This window comes from Vibrio sp. STUT-A11, assembly GCF_026000435.1.
Lineage (GTDB): Bacteria > Pseudomonadota > Gammaproteobacteria > Enterobacterales > Vibrionaceae > Vibrio.
In genome coordinates this window covers 23,041-45,934 of sequence record NZ_AP026764.1, presented here as the reverse complement: position 1 = coordinate 45,934, position 22,894 = coordinate 23,041, and the positions used below count along the sequence as shown (strand labels likewise).

The window sequence follows — 22,894 nt, the reverse complement described above, 5'->3', positions numbered from 1 at the left end:
CGAAAACTCGACGAACTTAGTCAGGCTAGGTCATTTTTATTTTGAAACATTTGATGTATTGGTACCGAGTTTGTTTTACGGTGAAGACGCTTTATTTGGTATATACTCCGTGCGCGATTTATAAAATATAAAAACAAGGAAGTCTCTATGGCTCGCAATAGAATTCTGCCTATTCCACTTATCCTTCTTATTCCCGTTGTATTATTAATCACTGTGATTGTTGCGGGTGTTTACCGCTTTAGCCTCTCCGATGATGAAATATTAGCCAAGTTTCCACAACGCGAAGTTCAATCAAATTCGATTATTTCGGACGTGCTTAATATCAAATCTTCAAACCCGTGGACAATTCAGGTTCCTGAGCAAAATGCAGTGAGCTTCATTGAAGATTGGGATAAAGAACTTGGTTATTTGATCGGTCATTATGACGCTGGTTCTACAAAAGGTAAGGTTTTGTTACCGACGGAGTTTATAGCTCAACGCCAGATAAATCAGGAGCCGTGGATCCTTGCACCGATGATAGTGACTACACAAGGGACAGGGGCATTTTATTATATTGGTCTGTTTAAATTTGATGCACTGCCAAGCCGTGTCATATTACTTGATAGTGTGTTCATCGGTGATCGTATTAAATTTCATCAATTGGAATGGCGAGACGATACTATTATCGAGGCTTCCTATCTCACGCATGATGTAAATCAAGCGATGTCGGAAACACCTAAGCAATTAAATTCTGTATCCCTGAAGCGTGTAGGTAATTTCCTACATATGCAACAAGGATGAATTTATTTTACTTGTGTAAAAAAAAGGTGTTTTCTGAGCTAGATCTCGAAATTTCCTAGTGATTTCTTATGCTGGAATGCATAAGCTAATAGGCCTGTTTATAAGGAGATAGTAATTCCCGTGTCTACAAATGAAATTACAAGACGGCTGCCTAATCTGAAAGGTCGTAGAGCGCTGCTGTTGTACTCCTTACCTGTTTTGGTCGCTATCGGTGTTTCTCACTCTCTCAAAGAGTCACCATTGACGAAAACCATTGCTTTAAACCTGCCAGAATCGCAGGTTGTTGAAAGAATTCTTGATGCGACGACTGCAGAAGTTGTCACCCCACCAAACTTTGAATATCAAATCCAGGCTGGCGACAATCTTAGTACGATTTTTAGCCAGCTCGGTTTCGGCTACAGCTCATTAATGAAAGTCATGGAAACTGACTTAAACTACCTTGCGCTTGATACGTTGAAACCCGGCAATACATTACGATTCTGGCGTGATGATATCGAAGGTGAACTACTTAAAATGGAACTGCAATTTTCTATTGCAGACAAAGTGGTTTATGAGCTGAACGGTGACGGTAGTTATGACTTTACCGACATTTCAATTCCTGGTGTTTGGACTCAAGAACCTCTGGTCGGTGTTATTCATGGTAGTTTCTCTTCATCTGCCAGTCGTCTTGGCTTAACGTCTGCTGAAATCAGCCAAGTTGTGAACTTGCTAAAAGAGCAATTAAACTTTGGCAAAGACCTTCGTGCTGGAGACCGGTTTGAAGTGGTTAGACGTTCACAAAGCATCAACGGGTTCTCAACAGGTAAGAATGAAATTGAAGCGATAAAAATTTATAATCGCGGTCGTGAAATCACAGCTTATCTGCACACCGATGGTCAGTTTTATAACGCGAAAGGTGAAAGTCTACAGCGTGCTTTCCAACGTTACCCTGTAAGTCGTGGTTGGCGTATTAGTTCTGGCTTTAACCCTAACCGACGTCATCCTGTGACAGGTCGTATCGCGCCACATAATGGTACCGACTTCGCGACGCCAATCGGTACACCAGTGGTTTCAACAGGTGACGGGACAGTTATCATGACACGTAAACACCCATATGCGGGTAATTACGTCGTGGTTGAACACGGCAGTAAGTACAAAACCCGCTATCTACACCTAAGTAAGATCTTGGTGAAGAAAGGGCAAAAAGTATCTCGTGGCCAACGAATCGGTCTGTCGGGTAAAACGGGCCGTGTTACTGGACCTCACCTTCACTACGAATTGATCCAGTATGGGCGACCAGTAAATGCCATGAGAGCAAATATTCCAATGGCGAGCTCGGTGCCTAAGAAAGAAATGGCAACATTCATCGCTAATCGTGATGCGATGGATAAGCTGCTGAAAGAAAAAGAGAAAGCGGTTTTATAATACGCGGGGTTATACCCTATTATCTTGTTAGTTTGAAAAGGCCAAGTATTACTTGGCTTTTTTTGTTTTCTTTGCGACGCTGCTAAATTTATCGGGTTGAAAGAGCCCGAATTTTCCCGAATGAAGCGTTGAGTGGAAGTATGATGATACGTACATGAAGTCCGTACGTGCGTTCTGTAAGAGTTTTAGGACAGTAACGTTTAATCTGACTCGATATGGTGCTTTTCTGGCACTAAGTTGGTGCGGGTTGGAGTTTGAATCCCTACAGTAGGGTTTTCTAATGTAAGTTGGGGGAATACTTGAAGTTGATTTAACTGGTTGATTTCTAATATTATAGTCAACTCACGCTCTATTTTATTTAAGTGCGGAATAATGTACTAACATCTCAATGTTGGAACGCGGATTGCAAAATTTTCTTCATAAGAATATGAAAACGAGGGATTTTTATGCAATTGACGCCTGAAGAACAGAGGTGGCTGCCGTGGTTTGGTTGTACAGGAAAACTCGCAATGCGCAAAGCTTGCTGGTTTAACAGAAAACGAAAAGCTTCTTTACAACAAACTTTTGAGAATATTGCCAATACCAGAGTCAAAATCTTAACCACCTGGGCTGAAAATCAGTGGTCCTTTCTGCATGACGCTTCTCTTTACGTAGCAACTAAATCCAAACATGAATACCAAGATACGTTGAATCGTCTATTACAACGTAGTTCTGACCTATCCGAATTATTTATTGTTTCTGCTCAGGGAGAAATTATTGAATCTTCCTATTTGGCGCAGAAAGGAAAGAAAGTTGTATCACTACAAGCGTTACAAGAAGGGCTTACCCAACCTTTTTTGCATGGACCATATCGTGATGATGTGACATTAGCGATTGGGCCCTCTAGCTCACACTTCCATGACGAAGTGACGCTCATGTTCTATCAGCCAATAGAGTTTGAAAACAATACAAAAGGCTGCTTGTGTGGGCGTGTTCCTAATGATGTTATCGGTGATTTAATTCAGCGAGAAGCTGGTCATATCTATACTGAATCAGGTGATAACTATCTATTTATGGTCGATTCTAACTTTGACCCTTCTATTAAACCTGGTGTTGCTTTGTCTCGTTCCCGCTTTGAGGATAACCACTTTTCGCACGGAGAGAACTTGAAAGATGGTGTTCATACCAAATGGGGTGTGGTGAAGGTAAATCACCATACTGAGTTTGAGATTGTGTTCAATGACCCGGCGACGAATAAGCTTCACCCTGGGGTTCGAGAAACGATCCGAAATGGTGAGAACATATACATCGATTATCCGGGTTATTCGGATTACCGACATATACCTGTGATAGGTAAGGGGGTGACATTCACTTTGCCAGGATCGAAAGATCGTTGGGGCATGATGTGTGAGTCCGATCTGGAAGAGGTTTACCGCCATCGCTCTATTGCGCAAAAACTGAATCAGCAATTCACACTGAGTATCTTCGGGCCTATGCTGGTTCCTTTTGTGATTGATGCGTTCTTCCCTCTGGCAAAAGATCTGCTCCTGTTGCTTTCTATTGTCATGGGGCTTGTTGCGATAGGGTTGTTCCATGTTTTTAGTGCTAAACCCATGGCTAAAAACCTTGAAAGTATGACTCAGGTAATGCAGGTATTAGCAGAAGGCGACGGGAACCTAACACGTCGCCTGAATGAGAGTAAATTTAAGTCAGATGAAACGGGTGATTTAGGTCGCTGGACTAACAGTTTTATTGATAGTTTAGAAGGCATTATTGAAGAGCTCGTTTTCGCCAGCAAAGAAGTGCAGAAGGTGTCGGAGTCTATGTTCCGTCGTAGTCAGGTATTACTCGCAAGTAGTGATATGACGGCGACTTCCATTACCGACATGCTTTCTCTTGCTGGCGTACAAAGTAAAGAAATTAATAGCGCTAATGATACTGCAAATGAAATGAACGAGTTGATGCAGCAGACCGTACAGTCAGCCCAACTTGAATATCAGAAAGCCGCAGAAAGTGCTCAGCAAATTAAAAGTATTGTTCAATCTTCAGCTGAAACAGTGAACGAAGTGAACAACGAAATGCAAAAAATAGGCAGTATTGTTTCTGTCATTACTGAAATAACCGCTCAAACCAATCTATTAGCACTGAACGCTGCAATTGAAGCAGCGCGAGCCGGAGAGCATGGACGAGGTTTCTCTGTCGTTGCGGATGAAGTGCGAGTGCTTGCTAACAAGACCTCCCAGGCGGCGAATAACATTGGTGAGTTAATGACAGCGCTTCATACTCAGTCAGAGCGTGCTGTTAGCTATATGCAGGAAGGGATCACCAATGTGGAGAACAACACGCAAGTGGTGGATGAATCGGCCAGAAGTGAACAGTTGCAAACTTCAGTCACCAGTCTGTTTACTTTGATTCAGGATATCGCCAGAAACAGTGAAGAACACCGACAAACCGCGGATGAAGCGCAGTCTACGGTGACTCAACTTCAAGAAGCTTCTTCACAATTATCTCGCAGAACAACATTGATGCAGAATTCACTACAGCGTCTCGACCAATTAGTCGGACGTTTTGAAGTGAGCAAGGCTTCATAAAAGCGGAGCGGGGCAACCCGCCTTGTTTTCTGGTGGCTGCTCTGTTTCCAGAAGCAGGACGTGAGCGTATCCATCTTTCGTCCCATTCTGAAGCATCCGTTTGAATCTTCTTGCAAGGGAGACATCGCCTTTCTAAAATGCTCGACAAACCGTCTTTAATCGTTAGGTGAAAGAATGCAACAAAATGAATTTGAAACGTTGGTAAAAGAAATTGTCCAGCAAGAGAGCATGCCGAAGGCACTAGAGCTACTGAAAGCTTGTGAAGAAGACGAGGTTGCACAAGCGGCGCAATCTATAACTGGTCAGTTTGGCCTTGCAGAAGTGGATGGTGAAAAGCGAATTTACCATATGACAACGCAACAAGATGAGTCTGGTCAAGAGCAAGAATATGTTGAGCATGTCATGAATGAGGGAGATCACTTAATCAAGTTTGCTGCCTGGTTCTTTGAAACTTTCTTTGAAATCAAACAGAAAGATACTTATGTTGCTGCTGGTAAAACCTACCAACAGCCAAAACGCTAAGTTAAATGTGTGTCCAGGTTAGTTTGGGTTGAAATTTAATTACGAAAATGTGTGACTTAGATCTTGTTTTTGTCTTTTTGTGGTGTAAGATTACTACATAATCAAGAAGGGTAACTTCAAGGAGAAGGTCATGACAAACGAACTTGGTGGCGCTTACATTGGCCAAATGATTGCTAAAGATGCAATGCACAAAGCACTTCACGGTAAAGCGAAGAAGAAAAAAGCTTCTGCTCTTTCTCGTTTAGTGAAAAAGCTAGCGAATTAATACAAAAAGCCCTGATTACCTAATCAGGGCTTTTTGTTTCTATAGCGTTAGCGTATTTACAAGTCGCGCTATGCGGATTGGCTTGGTATCTCAATAACATTATTAGGGACTTTATCTAGCCCCTTTGCTGCTAACCACTTTTCCAGCTTATCTGCGCCTCCCACATACTTACTATCAAGCCATATTTGCGGGACCGTTACGGGTGTTTTTTCACCAATAATGGCTTTCACTTCAGGAATCATTCTATAAAGCGCGGCACTGTCTTTCACGACATCGTGGTACTGGTATGAGATACCTGCATCATCAAGCAATTGCTTAGCCTTTTTACAATGTGGACACGTTGCCTTCCCGTAAACGATATTTCCTTTAAGCTTATCCCGTTTAACCCACTGAGAAATAACCGACTGTATTAATACGCCTCGATTTAATGCTTCTCCCTGGCTGACTACTTTGCCTTCCACCATCAGGATTGGCGCGTGCCACGCGCCTGCTTTTAATGGCTCCCACCAGCAAGATAACCAATCTTTTACTTCCAGTTCTACAGGAACGTCGGACAGCTCATTTTCGAAAGTATCGATCAAAATATCGCGGGTTAGGGTACATTCCCCACACGGGATATTAACCTTGAACGGTCCCCAACTTCCCGCCCAGCGATAGAGTGTAATTTTGATTGGTTGTGTCATACGACGCTCCTTATTTCCTTCTCTGAAAATATAGAACTCAAAAGCTGGATTTTTCTTTCAACTTAACACGCACTTTTACGTCCAAACTCTGATAAAGGCCAAATTAGTTGTCCGCGACGGTAAAAGGGTTTGGCTACGTTAAAATATTTTGCTGATAGCGTGGTATGGAGAATACGTGCTATTGGTTATGAAGCCAATAAAAAGCACTGACAAAAAAATGCCTCCCATAGGGAGGCCACATTACCAATTCAAAGGACGTGCCTGTTAAAACAGGTACAAAGAACGAGAAGCACAAACGCTGCCATGCATTTGCAATATCTACATTGCAGTTCGCGTGCCAACTTTTATCTTCTTGATATATAACGATATTTATTTTTACGTACTGTACCACTTAGGAGGTATGCACTAAGTCAGTGAAAAATTGCATTAAAACAGGGCACAAATAAGGAAAAGGTCAGGGGAAGAATCACGCAAGTTAATGAAAGTAGTCAAAGAAATACCGGGGAACGTATTTCTGCTAAAAAAAAAGCCGACAAAAGTGCCGGCCAAGGACTCGCTCTAGGACAAGAGAGAATTAGAAATCGTAACGTACGCCTAGACGTAGCGTGTCTTCACCTTCAGTAACCAAACCTTCGGCATCTTTCTCTTCATCAAGTTGGTTGAAGTAGTAAGCAAGGTAAGTACGGAAGTTGCTGTTTAGCTTGTAGTAACCAACTAGCTCGATGCCATCCGTTGCGTCGTACTTGCTCGCGCCATCTGGATCATTTTCTTGGTAAGTGTACAGGCCAGCGATGGTCACTTTGCTAGCCACTTTGTAGCTTGCTACCAATTCGTAAGCCGTGAAGTCTTCAGAATCATCTAGTGAGCCTTGAGAGTAAGTACCGGCTAGGTATAGGTTATCCAGAGAGTAAGCGATACCGCCAAGGATTTGGTCTTCAGAGTTGTCTGCGTCAACGTCACCGCCTGAGTACGCAAGACCTAGGTCTAGGCCCATTGGCAGAGAGTACATACCAGAGATGCCGTATTTGTCTTGGTCATCGCCAGAGTTCGCTTGGTAAGTCGCTTGCAGCTGTAGTGCATCAAACTCACCACGGTAAGCGAACACACTGTCTTCTTTGTCAGAAGATGAATCGATAACTTGTTGAACACCAGAAAACTCAGTGATATCCGTCATATCAGAGATGATTACCGCAGCCATGTCTTGACGACCTACTGAGAAAGCACCTGCATCTGAATCTACACCTGCGTACATGTAACGGTTTTGAAACTCGCTCTCGCCAGTGTCTTGCTCAGCTTCGTATACACCAAATGCTGAAAGGCCGTTACCGATGTCTGTTTTACCCTTAAGGTTAACACGCGCACGACTTTTATCTTCCATTGAGCCTTCAACTTCTGCGCCGCCTGAACCGATAAAATCACCGCGAAATTCAACACGACCGCCAACTTTTAACTCTGTGCCGTCGTTTGAGTAAACGGTTGCTGCGAAAGATGGTGCTGTTACCAATGCTGATAGAATTGCAGTAGTTAGTGCTGCTTTTTTCATTATCTTAATACCTTATTTGTTATAAATGGGCTTTCTTGCCTGATGTGTTGATGACGCTAAGGTAAACGGTGAAAATGAAAGATAGATTTCTGTTCTGTTATGATTCTATTTCAGTTTTATTGCGAGTAAATGGCTGACTTTTCTACACTTTACTCAACAGCAGAATATTGCTTTCCAAACGCAATTGATTTGTTCAATAAGTGTTCTGATTCAGATTGGTGACACAAAACTCAAAATCAGTCGAATTGCTTGATTTTAAAAAGCGGGTATGCGATCTAGTGTCGTTAACTCTAAGAATTTGTATATATTTTTTCAGGGATGAGCAATGAGTGAAATTCAGGTAGAAGAAAAGAAAGTTAAAGTAGGTAAAGTTTTGTGTGTAGGCCGCAACTACGTAGAGCACATCCATGAGCTTGATAATGCGGTACCAGAACAGATGGTGGTGTTCAATAAACCTTCATCATCAATCTCTGAGGTTTTGCATTCGTTTCATCAAGAACCATTGCATTACGAAGCAGAAATTTGTTTTTTGATTCAAAATGGCCAATATGCGGCAGTTGGTTTAGGGCTAGATCTGACGAAGCGAGGTCTACAATCCACGCTGAAAAAACAGGGGCTACCTTGGGAGCGAGCAAAGGCATTTGATGGCTCTGTTGTGTTCAGCCGTTTTGTTCCTCTTGAAGGGATAGATATCAACGATCTGAATCTCGAACTTTTGATTAATTGTGTTCACGTACAAAAAGGGCACGTAAAGCAGATGCTATATCCTCCTTTCACTATTCTGGATGAGCTAAGCAGCTACACCCGTTTAGAAGATGGTGATGTGATCATGACGGGCACACCTAAAGGTGTTGGAGAAGTTCATCAAGGTGACGTTTTTCTCGGACGCCTAAAATGCGGCGACGTCACCTTGTTTGAAACTGAGTGGGTTGCTGATTAAAGCAGAACTCTTAGAAGGAGAAATGCGACCATGCTTACAATCGTCGTCATTAACACGTTTTTGGTCAGATAAGCGATTAAAACGGCGATAATGGCGGCGAGCAAAAATGGATTTTGTAAGCTTAATCCGAGTTCGCCTTCGGGAAGAAAAACAATCGGGGCCCAAATTGCTGTCAGCACTGCCGGGCTCGCGTAACTCAAAACCTTTTGCGTGCGTACGCCGAGTCGAATTGGCAGTTTTGGCTCAAGAAACAAGTATCGGCTGGTGAATACTAGTGCCGTCATCAGTAAGATCGATAACATAATCATGCGTGTTTCTCCGTAAACTGTTCGACAAAGTATCCGGTTAGCATTGCCAAAATGCTTGAAATCATCAGGCTGCCTTCAACCTGGTAATAGGCAAGTGCGACAGAACTTACCAATGCAATGACGACACTGGCCAGTACTGCTGCATTTTTTATGGTTGGTACGACGATCGCAATAAACGTCGCAGCCACTGCAAATTCAAGCCCCATTTCATTCAGCTCGGGGATCATACTTCCTGCTACGATGCCTGTTAACGTGGCCGCATTCCAAAAAAGGTAAAAACTTAAGCCACCACCAAGCGCATACCACCGGTTAAACTGCTTGTCCGAGTGATGGCCAACAATGGCAAACAGCTCATCGGTGAGCAAAAATCCGAGTGAAAGACGCCACTTTACGGGAAGTGGTGAGATCTTACTGCGCATAGAGACGCTATACAGAAAGTGTCTAGAAGTAATAAAGAAAGTCGTTAACAACATGGTTGTTAATCCAGCCCCAGCTTTTATCATCCCCATCGCAACCAGCTGTGCGGATCCTGCAAATAGGATCGCCGACAACGCTTGTCCTTCAAGCGGAGTGAGGCCGGTATCGATTGCAAATGAGCCCGCGAGCAGCCCCCAAGGAAGGACTGCAATGCTGAGTGGCATCATGGCTATCGTGCCTTGCCAAAACAGTGCGGCTTTTGCTTGTGCTTCTAAAGGCAAAGTATTTTCCATTTTATTCTTATTTATCCAGAGAGCAGTTTTATTACAAGTTAGCGCGAGTACGTTAATGTGCATTGAACAAAATTGCTATGTGTTTTAAAAATTGTGGTTAGATGTTAAAAGGCCAATAGGTTGCTAAGTTATAAATTCGCGAATTAAAATATTGGTTGTCATCCTTATCGCGGAATATATCTATTGTTTTATGTCATATCATTGATATATGATCCGCCTCCTTTTTTATTGCACTGCTTTTCTTCCATGATTGATTTAGTTGTACTCCCTGTTTATTTGACTGCTGTTCTGGCGTTATTGATGTTGCCTGGTCCTGATATGTTACTGATTGCCAGTTCAAGTATGAGCTATGGCAAAAAAGTTGGGCTGTTTGCCAGCCTTGGCAATGCGACCTCAGGCGTCATTTTAACCCTGTTGGCAGCGATGGGCGTCTCCACACTGGTCGCGATGAGTCCGGTTGCGCTGAAGGTGCTACATTTGCTGGGCGGTGCTTACCTGCTAAAAATGGGATGGGACTGTATGAGAGCGCAAGCTTCGTCGGCGCCTGAACTTGATCAAATGAGTAAAATGGCGACGACCTATTACCAGCGTGCTTTGATGAGTAATTTACTCAACCCAAAAGCGTTAGTGTTTTTTGTTATGTTCTTGCCTCAGTTTGTTTCCAGCAACATTACGGCTTCATCGGGTGAGCAAATGCTAGCGCTTGGCTTGTTACTTAACGTTATGGGGCTACTGTTTAATCTGTTACTTGTCGCGCTGGCTGGCAGTGTGGGTAAGGGGCTGATTGAAAATGATAAATTCCGCATGGTCCAACATAAATTGATGGGACTCGTATTTGTGATTCTGGCATTGTGGATGTTGAGTAGTTTCGTTCTATAACATTTTCAAATGCGAAGAAAACAGCCAGCATTGATTGCTGGCTGTTTTTGTTTTGAGGTTTTTACTTACAAGCTTTTTTGGTGGGCGTCGATAAGTTCATTCATCTTCGCTTCTGCAGCTTGCTGGGCTTGTTCATAGCTCATGTTGTCCGGAAAATCAGAGATGACTTCGTAGTAACATTTCAATTTAGGCTCAGTGCCTGAAGGTCGAACGATCACGCGGGATTGGTCTTCGAGGTGGTAGATCAATACATCACTGGATGGTAAATCGATCGCTTGTTCAGAGCCGTCGTCATAGGTTCTTACTGATGTTTTTAAATCTTCTGTTATTACTACTTTTTTCCCCGCGATATCCTTTGGTGGTGCTGCACGTAACTTGTCACCGATTGGTGGCGATTTTGGATCCAAAGCAATACTGCGCTGCGCGTTGAAGTAGAAGCCATGTTGACGGTAAAGCGCTTCCAGTTTGTCCCACACAGTTTTGCCTTCAGCTTTCAGTTTTCCTGTCAACTGAGCGAAGGCAACGATCGCCGATAGGCCATCTTTATCCCAGACTTTATTACCCACGGTGTAACCCAGGGCTTCTTCGTAAGCAAATAAGAATGGGTTTTGCGCTGTTTCTTTCTCCATGGCGATGTTAGTCAGCCATTTAAAACCAGTCAGGGTTTGGTAATATTCTGCACCATGTGCTTTGGCAATGCTGCTTAATAGGCGAGAAGAGACGATGGTATTTCCCACCAGCGAGTTTGGTTGTTGTTCCAGCAAGTAATCACCAAATAGCGAGCCGACTTGGTCACCAGTGAGCATTTGATACTCACCATCAGAGCGTTTAACCGCGACTGCAAAACGGTCTGCATCTGGGTCGTTAGCACAGGCGATATCGGCGTCAACCGATTTACCCAAAGCCATCACCATGTCCATTGCCCCTGCTTCTTCTGGGTTAGGGAAGTTAACCGTTGGGAAGGTACCATCAGGCTCTCGCTGCTCTGTTACACTCGCCACTTTTTTAAACCCGGCATCAGCCAAAAGTGTCTCCGCCATATCGGCACCGACACCATGCATGGCCGTGTAAACGATAGAAATGTCAGTGCTGGAATCTGGTGTTAGCAACGCATTTTCGTTCATGGTTTGGCGATAGCTCTGGTAGTAGTCATCTTCCAGCCAAACCAGTAATCCCTGTTGTTTTGCATCGTCTAATGACATTAATGGTAAAGGTTTGGTCGTTGCTTGGTCGATTTCAGCGGCAATCCCGGAGTCATGTGGTGGGATGATTTGCGCGCCATTCTCCCAATACACTTTAAAGCCATTATATTCCGGTGGGTTGTGACTCGCGGTTACGACAACGGCAGCAGCAGCGTTCAGTGTACGTACACCAAAGGCAACGATTGGCGTGGCTGCTACTTTATGCGTCAGATAAACCTTAATACCAAGAGCGGTCAGCACAGACGCGGTGTCATGCGCGAACTGTTTGGAGTCCGGACGGCCATCGTAGCCTATAACAACGCCGCGCGACGTTGCATCTTGAACCTGTTCAATCAAGTAGTGGCCAAGTCCGGTTGCAGTCTCCTGAATAACGAGGCGGTTCATACGGTTTGGACCCGCGCCGACTTTTCCTCGCAGTCCTGCAGTACCAAAAGCAAGACGTGAACCAAATCGGTCGTTGAGTTCTTGCTGTGCATTTTTATCGACGAGGTGTTGCAGCTCTTCACGAGTCTTTGGGTCGGGGTCTCGTGCTAGCCATTGATCAATTATTGCTGTCATGTCTGTCTTTCCTTAGGTGGGGAGCCTACCTGTTTTGACTCTTCGTCATAGATTGCAATTAATGTAAATGGTTCTCAATTCCAATTCAAAGAGGGCAATCGATAAACCGAATTTATTTTTTAATTATCGAACAAAATTTATTCGTATTTTATTTCTTGAAGAACTTTAGAACTATAACTAGCCTTTTAACATAAATATAACAAACCATGTTGAAATCGCAGTTTTAGCGATTTTTCGTAAATTTGTTCGATATTTGCATCGGGACGCAAGGAAGCTCGCGTAAGCGTAGCGGCTGAGCAGAGGAGAGATCTTTTGAAAAGATTAGCGACTACTCTTGCCTTAACACTGAATGTGATTTTAATCACATTCTCCTCTCATGGATGGTCGAAAGACAATGACTACAATATGACCAAAGGGGTCACAGCGATCAGTGAGCAAGTGTATGAATTGCATATGCTGATCTTCTACATATGCTGTGCGATTGCCCTTGTGGTCTTTGGTGTCATGTTCTATTCCATAATTCGTCATCGCAAGTCAAAAGGAGCCGTTGCCGCTCATTTCCATGAAAGCACCAAAGTGGAAATTATTTGGACGGTTATCCCTATCATCATTCTTGTCGCAATGGCAATCCCCGCAACAAAAACTTTAGTTGCAATGGAAGATACCAGTCAATCGGATCTCACCATCAAAATCACTGGCTCTCAGTGGAAATGGCACTACAACTACTTTGGTCAAGACGTCGAGTTTTTTAGTCTTCTCGCAACCAGTCAGAAGCAGATTGACGGAATCGAAGCCAAAGGCGCTCATTACTTACTTGAAGTAGATAACCCGCTTGTCCTGCCGGTTAATCGCAAAGTCCGTTTTCTTCTCACGTCAGACGATGTTATTCACTCGTGGTGGGTGCCTGATTTTGCCGTGAAGAAAGACACCGTGCCTGGGTTTATTAATGAAGCCTGGACACGAATTGATGAACCAGGTGTGTACCGAGGTCAATGTGCCGAGTTGTGTGGTCGCGCACATGGGTTCATGCCAGTCGTGGTACACGCGATGGAAGAAGACGAGTTTGAACAGTGGTTATCAGGTAAGAAAGAAGAGATAGCGCTTCAGAAAGCCGCTGCTCAAGAGGCCTTAATCCAAGACTTATCCATGGACGAGCTGATGGCTCAAGGCGAAGCGATTTACACTGCTCGCTGTGCCGTCTGTCATCAAGCCAGTGGTGAAGGTATACCAGGCGCATTTCCAGCAATCAAAGGCAGCCCTGTGGCGACGGGGGATGTGACAGAGCACATCAATGTGATAGTCAATGGCCGTGCCGGAACAGCTATGCAAGCTTTTGCCAATCAACTGAGTGACCAGGAAATCGCTGCAGTCATAACCTACCAACGAAATGCGTGGGGGAACGATACTGGCGACACCGTTCAAGCATCTGATGTCAATGCCTTTAAGGCACAAAAAAGTGCTAAGGAGGAAATATGAGCAAGCCAGCAGAAAAAGCCGTGAAGTCAGCACCGATTGAAGCGCAAACTTCGGCGAATTCAACCATCGCTCTCGATGATGACCACGATATTCATCATACGCCCAAAGGTCTTGCTCGTTGGTTGTATTCGACCAACCATAAAGACATCGGTACTTTGTACCTCTGGTTCAGTTTTGCGATGTTCCTCACTGGCGGGGCAATGGCGATGGTCATTCGCGCCGAGCTGTTTCAACCAGGCTTACAATTGGTGGATCCTGAATTCTTTAATCAGATGACCACAGTTCACGGTTTGGTCATGGTATTTGGTGCGGTAATGCCCGCCTTTACTGGCTTGGCGAACTGGATGATCCCCATGATGATTGGCGCGCCTGATATGGCCTTACCGCGCATGAACAACCTGAGCTTTTGGATCTTGCCTTTTGCGTTTCTCATTTTATTAAGTTCTCTGTTTTTACCGGGCGGTGGACCTAACTTTGGCTGGACATTCTACGCGCCGCTTTCAACCACGTATGGCCCGGACAGTACGGCCTTGTTTGTGTTCTCGGTACACATCATGGGTATTAGCTCAATCATGGGCGCGATCAATGTCATCGTAACCATCGTGAATATGCGTGCACCGGGCATGACCTGGTTTAAGATGCCGATGTTTGTCTGGACGTGGCTGATCACTGCATTCTTGCTTATCGCCGTTATGCCTGTTTTGGCTGGCGCGGTAACCATGGTTCTCACAGACAAGTACTTTGGCACCAGTTTCTTTGATGCGGCAGGTGGGGGTGATCCGGTCATGTTCCAACACATTTTCTGGTTCTTTGGTCACCCGGAAGTGTACATCATGATCCTGCCATCGTTTGGTATTGTCTCAGCGATCATTCCTGCGTTTAGTGGTAAAAAACTCTTTGGTTATCACTCTATGGTTTACGCGACGTGTAGTATCGCGCTGCTGTCATTCCTTGTATGGGCGCACCATATGTTCACGACCGGTATGCCCGTATTTGCTGAAATCTTCTTTATGTATTGCACCATGCTGATCGCAGTACCGACCGGCGTAAAAGTGTTTAACTGGGTCGCGACCATGTGGCGTGGCGCGTTAACGTTCGAGACGCCGATGTTATTTGCTATCGCGTTTATCGTGTTGTTTACCATTGGCGGTTTTTCAGGCTTGATGCTGGCTATCGTGCCAGCCGATTTCCAGTATCACGATACCTATTTTGTGGTTGCCCACTTCCATTACGTGTTGGTTTCCGGGGCCGTATTCTCCATTATGGCGGCGGCTTATTACTGGCTTCCGAAGTGGACCGGCAATATGTATGACCACAGGCTAAGTTTGTGGCATTTCTGGTGTTCGCTGATTTCAGTCAACGTGTTGTTCTTCCCTATGCACTTTTTAGGGCTGGCCGGTATGCCACGAAGAATCCCGGATTACGCGATCCAGTTTGCGGACGTTAACCAAATTGTATCCATCGGTGGCTTTGCCTTCGGACTGTCTCAATTGATTTTCTTATGGGTGGTCATCAAGTGTATTCGCGGTGGAGAGAAAGCGACGGCGAAACCTTGGGAGCGAGCGGAAGGGTTGGAATGGACAGTACCAAGTCCGGCTCCGCATCATACTTTCACTACGCCTCCTAAAGTCGATTAAATGTAGGTGGCGACCGTGACTCAATCTAATCCATCCAACAGAAAACTGACCATCAAGCTACTGCTTGCTACGGTCCTGATGTTCGGTTTTGGCTTTGCTTTAGTCCCTTTGTATGACGTGATGTGCGATGCGTTGGGGATCAACGGCAAAACCAGCGAAGTGGCGGCGATTCAGCCTGCAGGTATGCAGCCAGACATAAGCCGTACGATTCGAGTGGAGTTTATGGCGCACGTTAATCCGGATATGCCTTGGGAATTTAAACCCAAAGTCATTGCTATGGATGTTCATCCCGGTCAGGTAATACAAACCGAATACCTTGCGTTTAACCAGAGCGGACACAAATTGGTTGGACAAGCGGTGCCGTCTGTTTCACCGGGTAACGGCGCGGCTTACTTTAACAAGATAGAGTGCTTCTGCTTCAACCAGCAGCCGTTGGATGGCAATCAACACGCACAAATGCCACTGATTTTTTACATTGAGCCCGATATTCCCGACTCAATAAATACGTTAACGCTGTCTTACACACTCTACAAACTGCCGCCACAGGAAGGGAGTTAGCCTCTCATAGAGAGCGCAGACCAATTAACGTCTGTAAGGAGAGAACTTATGAGTAATAAACCTGGGACTTATTATGTTCCTGCTCAAAGCAGCTGGCCAATTCTTGGCGCGTTTGCTCTGTTCTTAGTCGCTGTCGGTGCAGGTATGACCGTACAGGGGACCCAAAGTGAAGGTCCGGTCGGATCGATTGGTCGTGTTGTTTTGGCCGTAGGATTTCTGTTTCTGCTGTACATGTTAGCTGGCTGGTTTAGCAACGTGATTACCGAGTCCCTGACTGGTAAATACAGCTCGCAAATTACCCGATCTTTCCGTCAGGGGATGAGCTGGTTTATTTTCTCTGAAGTGATGTTCTTTGGCGCATTCTTTGGAGCTCTGTTCTACGCGAGAATGGTCTCAGTGCCTTGGTTGGGCGGGGCGGACAATAACTTTATGACCAATGAGGTTCTCTGGCCCAGTTTTGAAGCGATATGGCCACTGACGACTACGCCTAGTGGCGAAACCACTCAAGCGATGCCGTGGCAGGGAATTCCGCTCACCAATACCATCATTCTTCTGCTCTCTTCCATCACATTGCATATGGCCCACATCAGTTTGGAGCAAAACAAACGTACTGCGCTAATTGTCTGGCTGGAAATCACCATTGTGCTGGCGGGCTTCTTCCTATTTTACCAAGCGGAAGAGTACATCCACGCTTATCAGGAAATGGGGCTGACTCTGCAATCCGGGGTTTACGGTAATACTTTCTTTATGCTGACGGGTTTCCACGGCATGCACGTCTGTCTGGGAACGATTTTCTTAATCGTATTACTATTTCGAATTGCGAAGGATCACTTTTCTCCAAACAACCATTTCGCCTTTCAGGCAGGCAGTTGGTATTGGCACTTTGTTGATGTGGTTTGGTTGTGCCTGTTTGTCTTTGTTTATGTACTCTAGTCCGTCCTCAGACATTAGTAAGGACGAGGGTTTGGATCAATCCATCCAGAAGTGAGAGCGATAAGTAGCAGGATGACAACTAAAGCGGAAAACATGACACGTCGACCTAAATAGTGGCTCATGGGTTTATGGTCACGATCAGCGTTGTCTGGGTCTTCACGAACCATTTCGATAAGCGCTTTTGCGAGGTTGAATATGATGAAAAGTAGCAAAAGGATGAGCGTCAATTTGAATAAGAATACGGTGGACATGGAACCTCCGGTTTCAACGCTACTTTTATCGAAGCGGTTTTGGGCTGCAGTTTGTTTAACTGTGGCTGTGTTTTCTCTGTTGGTCAAACTGGGCTTGTGGCAATTAGACAGAGGTGAGCAAAAACAAGCACTAGAGCAGACGATTCTCGCTAGAGCCGACTTACCTTACAAGGAAATGCATGTCGTACTTGATAACAATGACTGGCGTGAAGAAAGCGTCATTGGCGTAAAGGTTGAAGCGCAAGTTGCCCCTGAGCCCTTACCAATCATCTTGCTGGATAACCAAACCTACGACGGAGCAGTGGGATATCTCGCTTATCAGGTGGTGTCCGTGAGTCAGAGTCAGAACATCTTAGCACTGTTGGAGCTTGGTTTTGTGGCCGGGGAACGCTCCCGTGCTGAATTGCCTGTCGTCAAAGAATTAGAGGCGCCAACTGTGGTCACTGGGCGTTTATACCGCAAATCAATGAACCCATTGAGTTCCGAGTTGATGCCCGAGCGGGGAGAGTCCATTCGAGTTCAAAACCTCAATATTTCTCAACTGAATCAGATGTTAAATATCGAACTCATGCCTGCGGTTTTGCAGCCAGATAATTTAGAAAACTGGCCATATGATTTCCCGTGGAACCCGTTACCACTAACAAGCGCTAAACATTTTGGTTATTCCGTTCAGTGGTTTGCTATGGCTGGCGTTTTTCTGTTACTGACGGTTGTGGTTTTTCTCCGTTGGTTAAGGGGAGTCTCATCACATGGAGGTGAAAAATGACGTCGAAAGTAACAAGAGGGCGTTTCGTCCTGATTGCATTGGTGTGCTTGTTTGCCCTTCCAGCGCTTGTCGCCAAGCTGATCTTGAGTCAGGGCTGGTATCAGAGTGGTGTGACAAATCGCGGTCAACTCATTGAGCCTTACACCACGCTCGCGCAATTGGGACAAGCATCCCCGCAAACGATACATGGTTGGCAATTGGCTTATGTGGTTCCCGAACAGTGTCATCAGCAGTGCCAGCAACAGCTGCATTTGCTTAAACAAAGTCATATCGCCTTAGGAAAATATCAAGAACGTGTTGTGCCTGTGCTATGGACATTGGAATCATCAGACTCAGTAGAAGCGCCCATGGAGAAAATGGCAATTAATGCCTCGGTAGCGGAAAAAGTGGCACAGGGACAAGTGGTCATCGTTGACCCTTTGGGGCAGTTAGTCATGTCCTACACGCCAAAGCCAAACGAAGATTTGGTCAAGCTTAGCAAGGATATGCTGGCTGACTTGCGCAAACTGCTTAAGTTGTCCCGAGTGGGATAGGGGGAATCCATGACACTAATTCGATTAGTGAGAATCAGTTTATGTCTTACCTTGGTGGTGATCATGCTCGGTGCGTATACACGTTTATCCGATGCTGGCTTAGGTTGCCCTGACTGGCCAGGTTGTTATGGTCATTTGTCGGTTCCCCATCATGAAGATGATGTCGCAAGAGCCAACCTGAATTTTCCTGAGCGTGCGGTCGAACATGAAAAAGCATGGCTGGAGATGATCCATCGTTATTTCGCCGGCACGCTTGGAATCATCATCTTAGCTATTGCCGTTGTTTCATCTCGCTCAGAGAGGGTTAACACTTCGATACCCATCATGCTCTGTTTGCTGGTGGTAGGGCAGGCGATGTTGGGCATGTGGACCGTCACGCTCAAATTGATGCCGGTAGTTGTAATGCTTCATTTACTCGGTGGTTTCACATTGTTGGCACTGCAAGCGGTATTTCATTGCCAGCTGAAGGCGCAAGGCAATCTCTATTTTTCACCCTCCACCAGCACAGTACGCATGTTCTCAATGGTGGCGTTTGCTGTCGTGCTTATTCAGGCTCTGCTTGGCGGTTGGACATCTTCCAACTACGCGGCGTTGATGTGTACTACATTGCCAATCTGTGAGGGTGATTGGGTCAGTTATTTGTCTTGGAAAGAAGCGTTTTCGTTCTGGCAAACCGGGTTCGACAATTACGAATTTGGCGTTTTAGAGTATCCGGCAAGAATGACCATACACGTTACTCATCGTATCGGAGCCATCATTACCGCGTTGGTGGTCGCTAGTTATTGTGTGCTGTTGTTTAAGCAAGAGTCCCATTATTCACGAAACCTAGGCATGTGGATTGGGCTAGCGCTCATCTGTCAAATCATGCTCGGCGTAAGTAATGTTGTGTTTCAGTTACCTATCTACGTCGCAGTGGCGCATACACTGGGCGCAGCCATAATGTTGAGCCTGATTTGTGTCAGTCAGTTCTACTTGTGGCAGGGAAAAACACAGTGGAGTCATCAGGCGAAAGGAGTTCGCTATGAATAAAGAAATTGCGTTGTCTTTAGAGGGACGAAAGCGAATCGGTTCTACTTACCTAAAACTCACCAAGCCAAAAGTGGTCGCACTTATGTTGGTGACGGCTATTGTTGGGATGAATTTGGCACCAGTCGCTACTTTCCCCTGGCTACAGGCAGCCATAGGGCTCGCTGGAATAGGTTTGATGGCTGGATCTGCGGCAGCATTTAATCATCTTATCGATCGTAAAATTGATGCACGAATGGCACGAACTCATAAGCGTCCGTTGCCCTCTGGGGACACCAACCCGAAGTCTGTGGTGACATTTGCTGTTTGTTTAGGCGGAGTAGGGTTTGTGTTGCTGTACGCTTGGGTAAATCCGTTGACCGCATGGATGACATTATTGAGTTTGCTTGGCTATGCGGTTGTCTACACCATGTATCTCAAGCGGGCTACACCACAAAATATTGTGATAGCCGGTATAGCTGGTGCGATGCCACCGCTGTTGGGTTGGACTGCAGTAACCGGCGAATTGCACGGTAATGCGTGGCTTTTGGTGATGATCATATTCATCTGGACGCCGCCCCATTTTTGGGCTCTGGCGATTCACCGAGTGGAAGAATATCGTAAAGTGGATATCCCTATGCTTCCTGTCACGCATGGCATCGAATACACCAAAACCTCAATACTGTTGTATTCGGTACTTCTTACTCTGGTGTGTGTGATGCCGGTGTTAGTAGGCATGGTGGGCTTTATCTATCTTTTTGCTTCACTACTGCTTAATGCCGGGTTTATTTACCATGCCTGGAAACTGAAGTTTGCCCCGGATGAACGCAGCGCGATAGAGACGTTTAAGTTTTCTATTTACCACTTACTGGTGTTGTTTATTGCTTTACTCGCTGATCACAATATCGATTTCTCAATGATGTAAGTCTTTGTGAAAACATCAGAGCTGATCGCCTAGCGACTTTTAGCTGTGTCATTCCAGCGAGCCTCGGCGAGACTAGGAATCTAATACCAGCAAACTGGCAAGCTATGAAAATAGATGTAGCAATAAAGTGCTCGGGGAGTAGATCCTGAATCACGCTCCTTCGTCGCTGTTCAGGATGACAGAGAGTTGGAATATGCCGTTCGCTGTAAAACAAACGGCATTAGCAATCTTAGATGGGATTATTGAATTTCTAACAACTCAATATCAAAAATCAACGTACTAGCTGGTGGAATTGGGCCTGTACCACTTTTACCGTAACCGAGAGTGCTTGGTACGAACAGGCGAATTTTCTCACCTTCTACCATGTATTGAACACCTTCTTGCCAACCTTTAATCACTTGGTTCAGACCGAAAGAGATTGGCTCGCCGCGATTTACTGAGCTATCGAAGACCGTACCATCGATAAGTGTACCGTGGTAATGCACTTTTACTTTGCTTGTTGCCGTTGGGTGAACATCACCGGTGCCTTTCTCTAGCACCATATATTGCAGGCCACTTTCAGTGGTGATGACACCTTCTTTCTTGGCATTTTCTAGCAGGAATGCTTGTCCCTTGGCAAAGTTTTCATCTGCCACTTTATGGTTGGTCCAGGTGCGGTAAATGAAAAATGCCGCCAGAATAAAAATAATAAGAGGAAATAGAAATTTAGACACGTTGACTCCTTGTCTATTTAGGTTGTTTTAGTAAGTAGTTAATTGTCTCAGACATAGCTTCAATACTGTCGTGACCGCTGCTAATCACCTGATATTTACCATTAACAATAAAGGTGGGTACTGAGTTGATCTGACCACGAGTCGTGATTTCATCAGCCTTGTTGATGTATTCGAATAGCTGCTTTTGCTGCGCTTCATCAAGATGATAAGGGCTAATCAGGTTACGAGACTCAAACGCTTTTTCTACTGCTGTTTGACGTTCTTCTGCTGTTGCTTCGGGTGGCATTTGAACGGCTGCGAAAAGGTCAGCCATAAATGCCTTATCTGGTGTCGCCTCTAGCTGCATAACTGCTGTATAGAAAATGATAGCGCTGATTTGGGCACTATTGTTAAATGTAACATGCACCTTCTCAACGTCTTGCTCCGTCAGAGATTCTATTTGAGGGACAAACTCTTCCATCGAGCGACAGTGACCGCAGGTTAAAGAGAACGCCTCGGTTACAGGGGCAAGCTGGTACTGCTGAAGTGAGGCAGGTAGCACTTCATACTGTTTACCTTGCTGCGGCTGTGTATTGCCGTTGTCGCATGCTGTGAGTGCCGTCACCAAGGCAAAACAAGCTAATCCTTTCAAAATATTTTTGAACATATTCACGCTCGATTGAGAAATTTTCGCTAGTTTATCGGTTAACGATGTCGACTAAAACTATTAAAACCGATTGTTACACTAAAGTGAGACGATCATGTTCAAACTGGTAGCAATGTAGCGGCTAAAAAGTATATGACTGGCACGAACAGTGCATTTGTTTCGATGTTTTAATGTCATTTGACGTTATGCCTGATATTGAACTGACGAAAGCGCTAAAGACAACGCGTATTGAGTCGACATAATGAATAAGAGTTTTTCTACGTTGGGAACGGTATGAAGCATTGGTTTTTAATTGTTTGTGGCATTCTTGGAGGGTGCGGCAGTATCAGTCAAGACATAGTGCCAGGTGGGAACATGTTAGATACAGCCCCGAAGACGAACACAGAGCTAAGACACCCTGAGTGGGGGTATGGTAATTCATCGAGTGTCATGAACATTGCTGCTCAGCCGACTACGAACGCTGCTGTAGACGAATCCTATTCCATAACTTCACTGGAGATGTTTTTAGAACGGCACAACATTGCCCATGAAACCATCAGTGGGGGACACTTGATGGTACGCTTGAAAGATCAAGTTCACTTTCAGACGGGTTCTGCGCAATTATCTGCACAATCTCAAAGCTGGTTGAGAAGTTTAGGCCACTATCTGGCAGGTCGTGCGGATGTTGATGTTGTCATCGATGGGCATGCGGACAGCACTGGGGCGGCAAGTTTTAATGATACACTGTCAGAACGACGGGCTCGTGAAGTTGAGAAGCAGTTGTTGGCAACCAGTATTCCTCGCCAGCGAGTGTTCTCGCGAGGTTTTGGTGAACACGCTCCTCAATGCAGTAATGCAACCGCCAGTGGAAAAGCATGTAATCGCCGTGTGGAACTGATGCTGATCGTCAGCGACTAATACCAATCGTAGTAAATAACTGGTCATTCTAGCTTGTTAAAATACTCGATAACTGCGTTAGAATTTTTGATTGTAGAATAACTACGTATCGAAAAACTCTGCCTTGTTCTCAAGCATTTTCCCTACGCTATTTCTGAACATTTACTTACTGTGATTGGTATAATCATCGTCATTTGTTCTGATAAATAGA

At 45.1% G+C, this 22,894-nt stretch carries 24 protein-coding genes; 16 read left to right on the top strand and 8 right to left on the bottom strand.

Going from position 1 to position 22,894, the window contains the following annotated elements; all coding sequences use genetic code 11:
• Positions 1-147: 147 nt before the first annotated feature.
• The 5 genes from OO774_RS15965 to OO774_RS15945 all read left to right on the top strand — a co-directional run bounded on the left by OO774_RS15965 (position 148) and on the right by OO774_RS15945 (position 5,541).
• Entirely contained in the window at positions 148-780 is a 633-nt protein-coding gene (locus OO774_RS15965; protein WP_264907366.1) for a hypothetical protein, read from the top strand.
• A 120-nt stretch (positions 781-900) separates the two neighbouring features.
• Entirely contained in the window at positions 901-2,184 is a 1,284-nt protein-coding gene (locus tag OO774_RS15960) for a peptidoglycan DD-metalloendopeptidase family protein (RefSeq protein WP_269469176.1), read from the top strand.
• A gap of 446 nt (positions 2,185-2,630) precedes the next feature.
• Complete coding sequence (locus OO774_RS15955; protein WP_264907365.1) at positions 2,631-4,754, top strand: methyl-accepting chemotaxis protein; 2,124 nt, start codon at positions 2,631-2,633, stop codon at positions 4,752-4,754.
• Between the two features lie 174 nt (positions 4,755-4,928).
• Entirely contained in the window at positions 4,929-5,276 is a 348-nt protein-coding gene (locus tag OO774_RS15950) for a hypothetical protein (protein WP_264907364.1), read from the top strand.
• Positions 5,277-5,406: 130 nt separating this feature from the next.
• Complete coding sequence (locus tag OO774_RS15945) at positions 5,407-5,541, top strand: hypothetical protein (protein ID WP_014234655.1); 135 nt, start codon at positions 5,407-5,409, stop codon at positions 5,539-5,541.
• A gap of 68 nt (positions 5,542-5,609) precedes the next feature.
• Here OO774_RS15945 and OO774_RS15940 read toward each other — a convergent pair whose 3' ends face one another.
• Together OO774_RS15940 and OO774_RS15935 are read right to left on the bottom strand one after the other, a co-directional pair.
• Positions 5,610-6,224, bottom strand: coding sequence for a glutaredoxin (locus tag OO774_RS15940; RefSeq protein ID WP_264907363.1), 615 nt, complete (start codon positions 6,222-6,224; stop codon positions 5,610-5,612).
• Positions 6,225-6,798: 574 nt separating this feature from the next.
• Positions 6,799-7,767, bottom strand: a complete 969-nt coding sequence (locus OO774_RS15935; protein WP_264907362.1) for a porin — start codon at positions 7,765-7,767, stop codon at positions 6,799-6,801.
• A gap of 325 nt (positions 7,768-8,092) precedes the next feature.
• Here OO774_RS15935 and OO774_RS15930 point away from each other — a divergent pair, with 325 nt between their 5' ends.
• Positions 8,093-8,707 (top strand): fumarylacetoacetate hydrolase family protein, encoded by a 615-nt coding sequence (locus OO774_RS15930; protein ID WP_264907361.1) that lies wholly within the window; start codon positions 8,093-8,095, stop codon positions 8,705-8,707.
• Here OO774_RS15930 and OO774_RS15925 read toward each other — a convergent pair.
• Together OO774_RS15925 and OO774_RS15920 are read right to left on the bottom strand one after the other, a co-directional pair.
• Positions 8,704-9,015 (bottom strand): AzlD domain-containing protein, encoded by a 312-nt coding sequence (locus OO774_RS15925; RefSeq protein ID WP_264907360.1) that lies wholly within the window; start codon positions 9,013-9,015, stop codon positions 8,704-8,706. The genes OO774_RS15930 and OO774_RS15925 overlap by 4 nt on opposite strands.
• The gene (locus tag OO774_RS15920; protein WP_264907359.1) at positions 9,012-9,725 is read right to left on the bottom strand and encodes an AzlC family ABC transporter permease; all 714 of its coding nucleotides are present in this window, start codon (positions 9,723-9,725) and stop codon (positions 9,012-9,014) included. Before OO774_RS15920 ends, OO774_RS15925 begins: the two co-directional genes overlap by 4 nt.
• Positions 9,726-9,971: 246 nt before the next feature.
• On the opposite strand from OO774_RS15920, the gene OO774_RS15915 reads away from it, so the two are divergent.
• Positions 9,972-10,604, top strand: coding sequence for a LysE family translocator (locus OO774_RS15915; RefSeq protein ID WP_065298283.1), 633 nt, complete (start codon positions 9,972-9,974; stop codon positions 10,602-10,604).
• Positions 10,605-10,669: 65 nt separating this feature from the next.
• Here the strand turns inward: OO774_RS15915 and OO774_RS15910 are convergent, their stop codons facing one another.
• Positions 10,670-12,364, bottom strand: coding sequence for a phospho-sugar mutase (locus OO774_RS15910; protein ID WP_264907358.1), 1,695 nt, complete (start codon positions 12,362-12,364; stop codon positions 10,670-10,672).
• 312 nt (positions 12,365-12,676) lie between these two features.
• On the opposite strand from OO774_RS15910, the gene coxB reads away from it, so the two are divergent.
• Genes coxB through OO774_RS15890 form a run of 4 tightly spaced genes read left to right on the top strand, consistent with a single transcriptional unit; the run spans position 12,677 to position 16,968 of the window.
• Complete coding sequence (coxB, locus tag OO774_RS15905) at positions 12,677-13,840, top strand: cytochrome c oxidase subunit II (RefSeq protein WP_264907357.1); 1,164 nt, start codon at positions 12,677-12,679, stop codon at positions 13,838-13,840.
• Complete coding sequence (gene ctaD, locus OO774_RS15900) at positions 13,837-15,477, top strand: cytochrome c oxidase subunit I (protein ID WP_264907356.1); 1,641 nt, start codon at positions 13,837-13,839, stop codon at positions 15,475-15,477. Before coxB ends, ctaD begins: the two co-directional genes overlap by 4 nt.
• Positions 15,478-15,492: 15 nt before the next feature.
• A complete protein-coding gene (locus OO774_RS15895) occupies positions 15,493-16,035 on the top strand; it encodes a cytochrome c oxidase assembly protein (RefSeq protein WP_264907355.1) in 543 nt (180 codons plus the stop codon).
• A gap of 48 nt (positions 16,036-16,083) precedes the next feature.
• Positions 16,084-16,968, top strand: a complete 885-nt coding sequence (locus OO774_RS15890) for a cytochrome c oxidase subunit 3 (RefSeq protein WP_264907354.1) — start codon at positions 16,084-16,086, stop codon at positions 16,966-16,968.
• 14 nt (positions 16,969-16,982) lie between these two features.
• On the opposite strand, the gene OO774_RS15885 is transcribed toward OO774_RS15890, so the two are convergent.
• Positions 16,983-17,219, bottom strand: a complete 237-nt coding sequence (locus OO774_RS15885) for a DUF2909 domain-containing protein (protein ID WP_264907353.1) — start codon at positions 17,217-17,219, stop codon at positions 16,983-16,985.
• On the opposite strand from OO774_RS15885, the gene OO774_RS15880 reads away from it, so the two are divergent.
• The 4 genes from OO774_RS15880 to cyoE are packed head-to-tail and all read left to right on the top strand — an operon-like array spanning position 17,218 to position 20,448.
• Positions 17,218-17,985 carry an SURF1 family protein gene (locus OO774_RS15880; RefSeq protein ID WP_264907352.1) on the top strand — a complete coding sequence of 256 codons (768 nt, stop codon included), beginning with the start codon at positions 17,218-17,220 and terminating at the stop codon, positions 17,983-17,985. The genes OO774_RS15885 and OO774_RS15880 overlap by 2 nt on opposite strands.
• Complete coding sequence (locus OO774_RS15875) at positions 17,982-18,518, top strand: cytochrome oxidase biogenesis cluster protein (RefSeq protein ID WP_264907351.1); 537 nt, start codon at positions 17,982-17,984, stop codon at positions 18,516-18,518. Before OO774_RS15880 ends, OO774_RS15875 begins: the two co-directional genes overlap by 4 nt.
• 9 nt (positions 18,519-18,527) lie before the next feature.
• Entirely contained in the window at positions 18,528-19,547 is a 1,020-nt protein-coding gene (locus tag OO774_RS15870; RefSeq protein WP_264907350.1) for a COX15/CtaA family protein, read from the top strand.
• Complete coding sequence (gene cyoE / locus OO774_RS15865) at positions 19,540-20,448, top strand: heme o synthase (protein WP_264907349.1); 909 nt, start codon at positions 19,540-19,542, stop codon at positions 20,446-20,448. Before OO774_RS15870 ends, cyoE begins: the two co-directional genes overlap by 8 nt.
• A gap of 239 nt (positions 20,449-20,687) precedes the next feature.
• Here cyoE and OO774_RS15860 read toward each other — a convergent pair whose 3' ends face one another.
• Together OO774_RS15860 and OO774_RS15855 are read right to left on the bottom strand one after the other, a co-directional pair.
• A complete protein-coding gene (locus OO774_RS15860; RefSeq protein ID WP_264907348.1) occupies positions 20,688-21,161 on the bottom strand; it encodes an FKBP-type peptidyl-prolyl cis-trans isomerase in 474 nt (157 codons plus the stop codon).
• 13 nt (positions 21,162-21,174) lie between these two features.
• On the bottom strand, positions 21,175-21,807 hold the full coding sequence (locus OO774_RS15855; protein WP_264907347.1) for a thiol:disulfide interchange protein DsbA/DsbL: 633 nt from the start codon (positions 21,805-21,807) through the stop codon (positions 21,175-21,177).
• A 273-nt stretch (positions 21,808-22,080) separates the two neighbouring features.
• Here OO774_RS15855 and OO774_RS15850 point away from each other — a divergent pair, with 273 nt between their 5' ends.
• Entirely contained in the window at positions 22,081-22,704 is a 624-nt protein-coding gene (locus OO774_RS15850; RefSeq protein ID WP_321274639.1) for an OmpA family protein, read from the top strand.
• The last annotated feature ends 190 nt before the right edge of the window (positions 22,705-22,894 follow it).

Coding starts and splice junctions, on each gene's coding strand:
- OO774_RS15915 (WP_065298283.1), top strand. CDS start 9,972: ATGATTGATTTAGTTGTACTCCCTGTTTATTTGACTGCTGTTCTGGCG.
- OO774_RS15885 (WP_264907353.1), bottom strand. CDS start 17,219: ATGTCCACCGTATTCTTATTCAAATTGACGCTCATCCTTTTGCTACTT.
- ctaD (WP_264907356.1), top strand. CDS start 13,837: ATGAGCAAGCCAGCAGAAAAAGCCGTGAAGTCAGCACCGATTGAAGCG.
- OO774_RS15955 (WP_264907365.1), top strand. CDS start 2,631: ATGCAATTGACGCCTGAAGAACAGAGGTGGCTGCCGTGGTTTGGTTGT.
- OO774_RS15965 (WP_264907366.1), top strand. CDS start 148: ATGGCTCGCAATAGAATTCTGCCTATTCCACTTATCCTTCTTATTCCC.
- OO774_RS15930 (WP_264907361.1), top strand. CDS start 8,093: ATGAGTGAAATTCAGGTAGAAGAAAAGAAAGTTAAAGTAGGTAAAGTT.
- OO774_RS15875 (WP_264907351.1), top strand. CDS start 17,982: ATGACGTCGAAAGTAACAAGAGGGCGTTTCGTCCTGATTGCATTGGTG.
- OO774_RS15850 (WP_321274639.1), top strand. CDS start 22,081: ATGAAGCATTGGTTTTTAATTGTTTGTGGCATTCTTGGAGGGTGCGGC.
- OO774_RS15935 (WP_264907362.1), bottom strand. CDS start 7,767: ATGAAAAAAGCAGCACTAACTACTGCAATTCTATCAGCATTGGTAACA.
- OO774_RS15925 (WP_264907360.1), bottom strand. CDS start 9,015: ATGATTATGTTATCGATCTTACTGATGACGGCACTAGTATTCACCAGC.
- OO774_RS15870 (WP_264907350.1), top strand. CDS start 18,528: ATGACACTAATTCGATTAGTGAGAATCAGTTTATGTCTTACCTTGGTG.
- cyoE (WP_264907349.1), top strand. CDS start 19,540: ATGAATAAAGAAATTGCGTTGTCTTTAGAGGGACGAAAGCGAATCGGT.
- OO774_RS15910 (WP_264907358.1), bottom strand. CDS start 12,364: ATGACAGCAATAATTGATCAATGGCTAGCACGAGACCCCGACCCAAAG.
- OO774_RS15890 (WP_264907354.1), top strand. CDS start 16,084: ATGAGTAATAAACCTGGGACTTATTATGTTCCTGCTCAAAGCAGCTGG.
- OO774_RS15855 (WP_264907347.1), bottom strand. CDS start 21,807: ATGTTCAAAAATATTTTGAAAGGATTAGCTTGTTTTGCCTTGGTGACG.
- OO774_RS15940 (WP_264907363.1), bottom strand. CDS start 6,224: ATGACACAACCAATCAAAATTACACTCTATCGCTGGGCGGGAAGTTGG.
- OO774_RS15920 (WP_264907359.1), bottom strand. CDS start 9,725: ATGGAAAATACTTTGCCTTTAGAAGCACAAGCAAAAGCCGCACTGTTT.
- OO774_RS15945 (WP_014234655.1), top strand. CDS start 5,407: ATGACAAACGAACTTGGTGGCGCTTACATTGGCCAAATGATTGCTAAA.
- OO774_RS15880 (WP_264907352.1), top strand. CDS start 17,218: ATGGAACCTCCGGTTTCAACGCTACTTTTATCGAAGCGGTTTTGGGCT.
- OO774_RS15950 (WP_264907364.1), top strand. CDS start 4,929: ATGCAACAAAATGAATTTGAAACGTTGGTAAAAGAAATTGTCCAGCAA.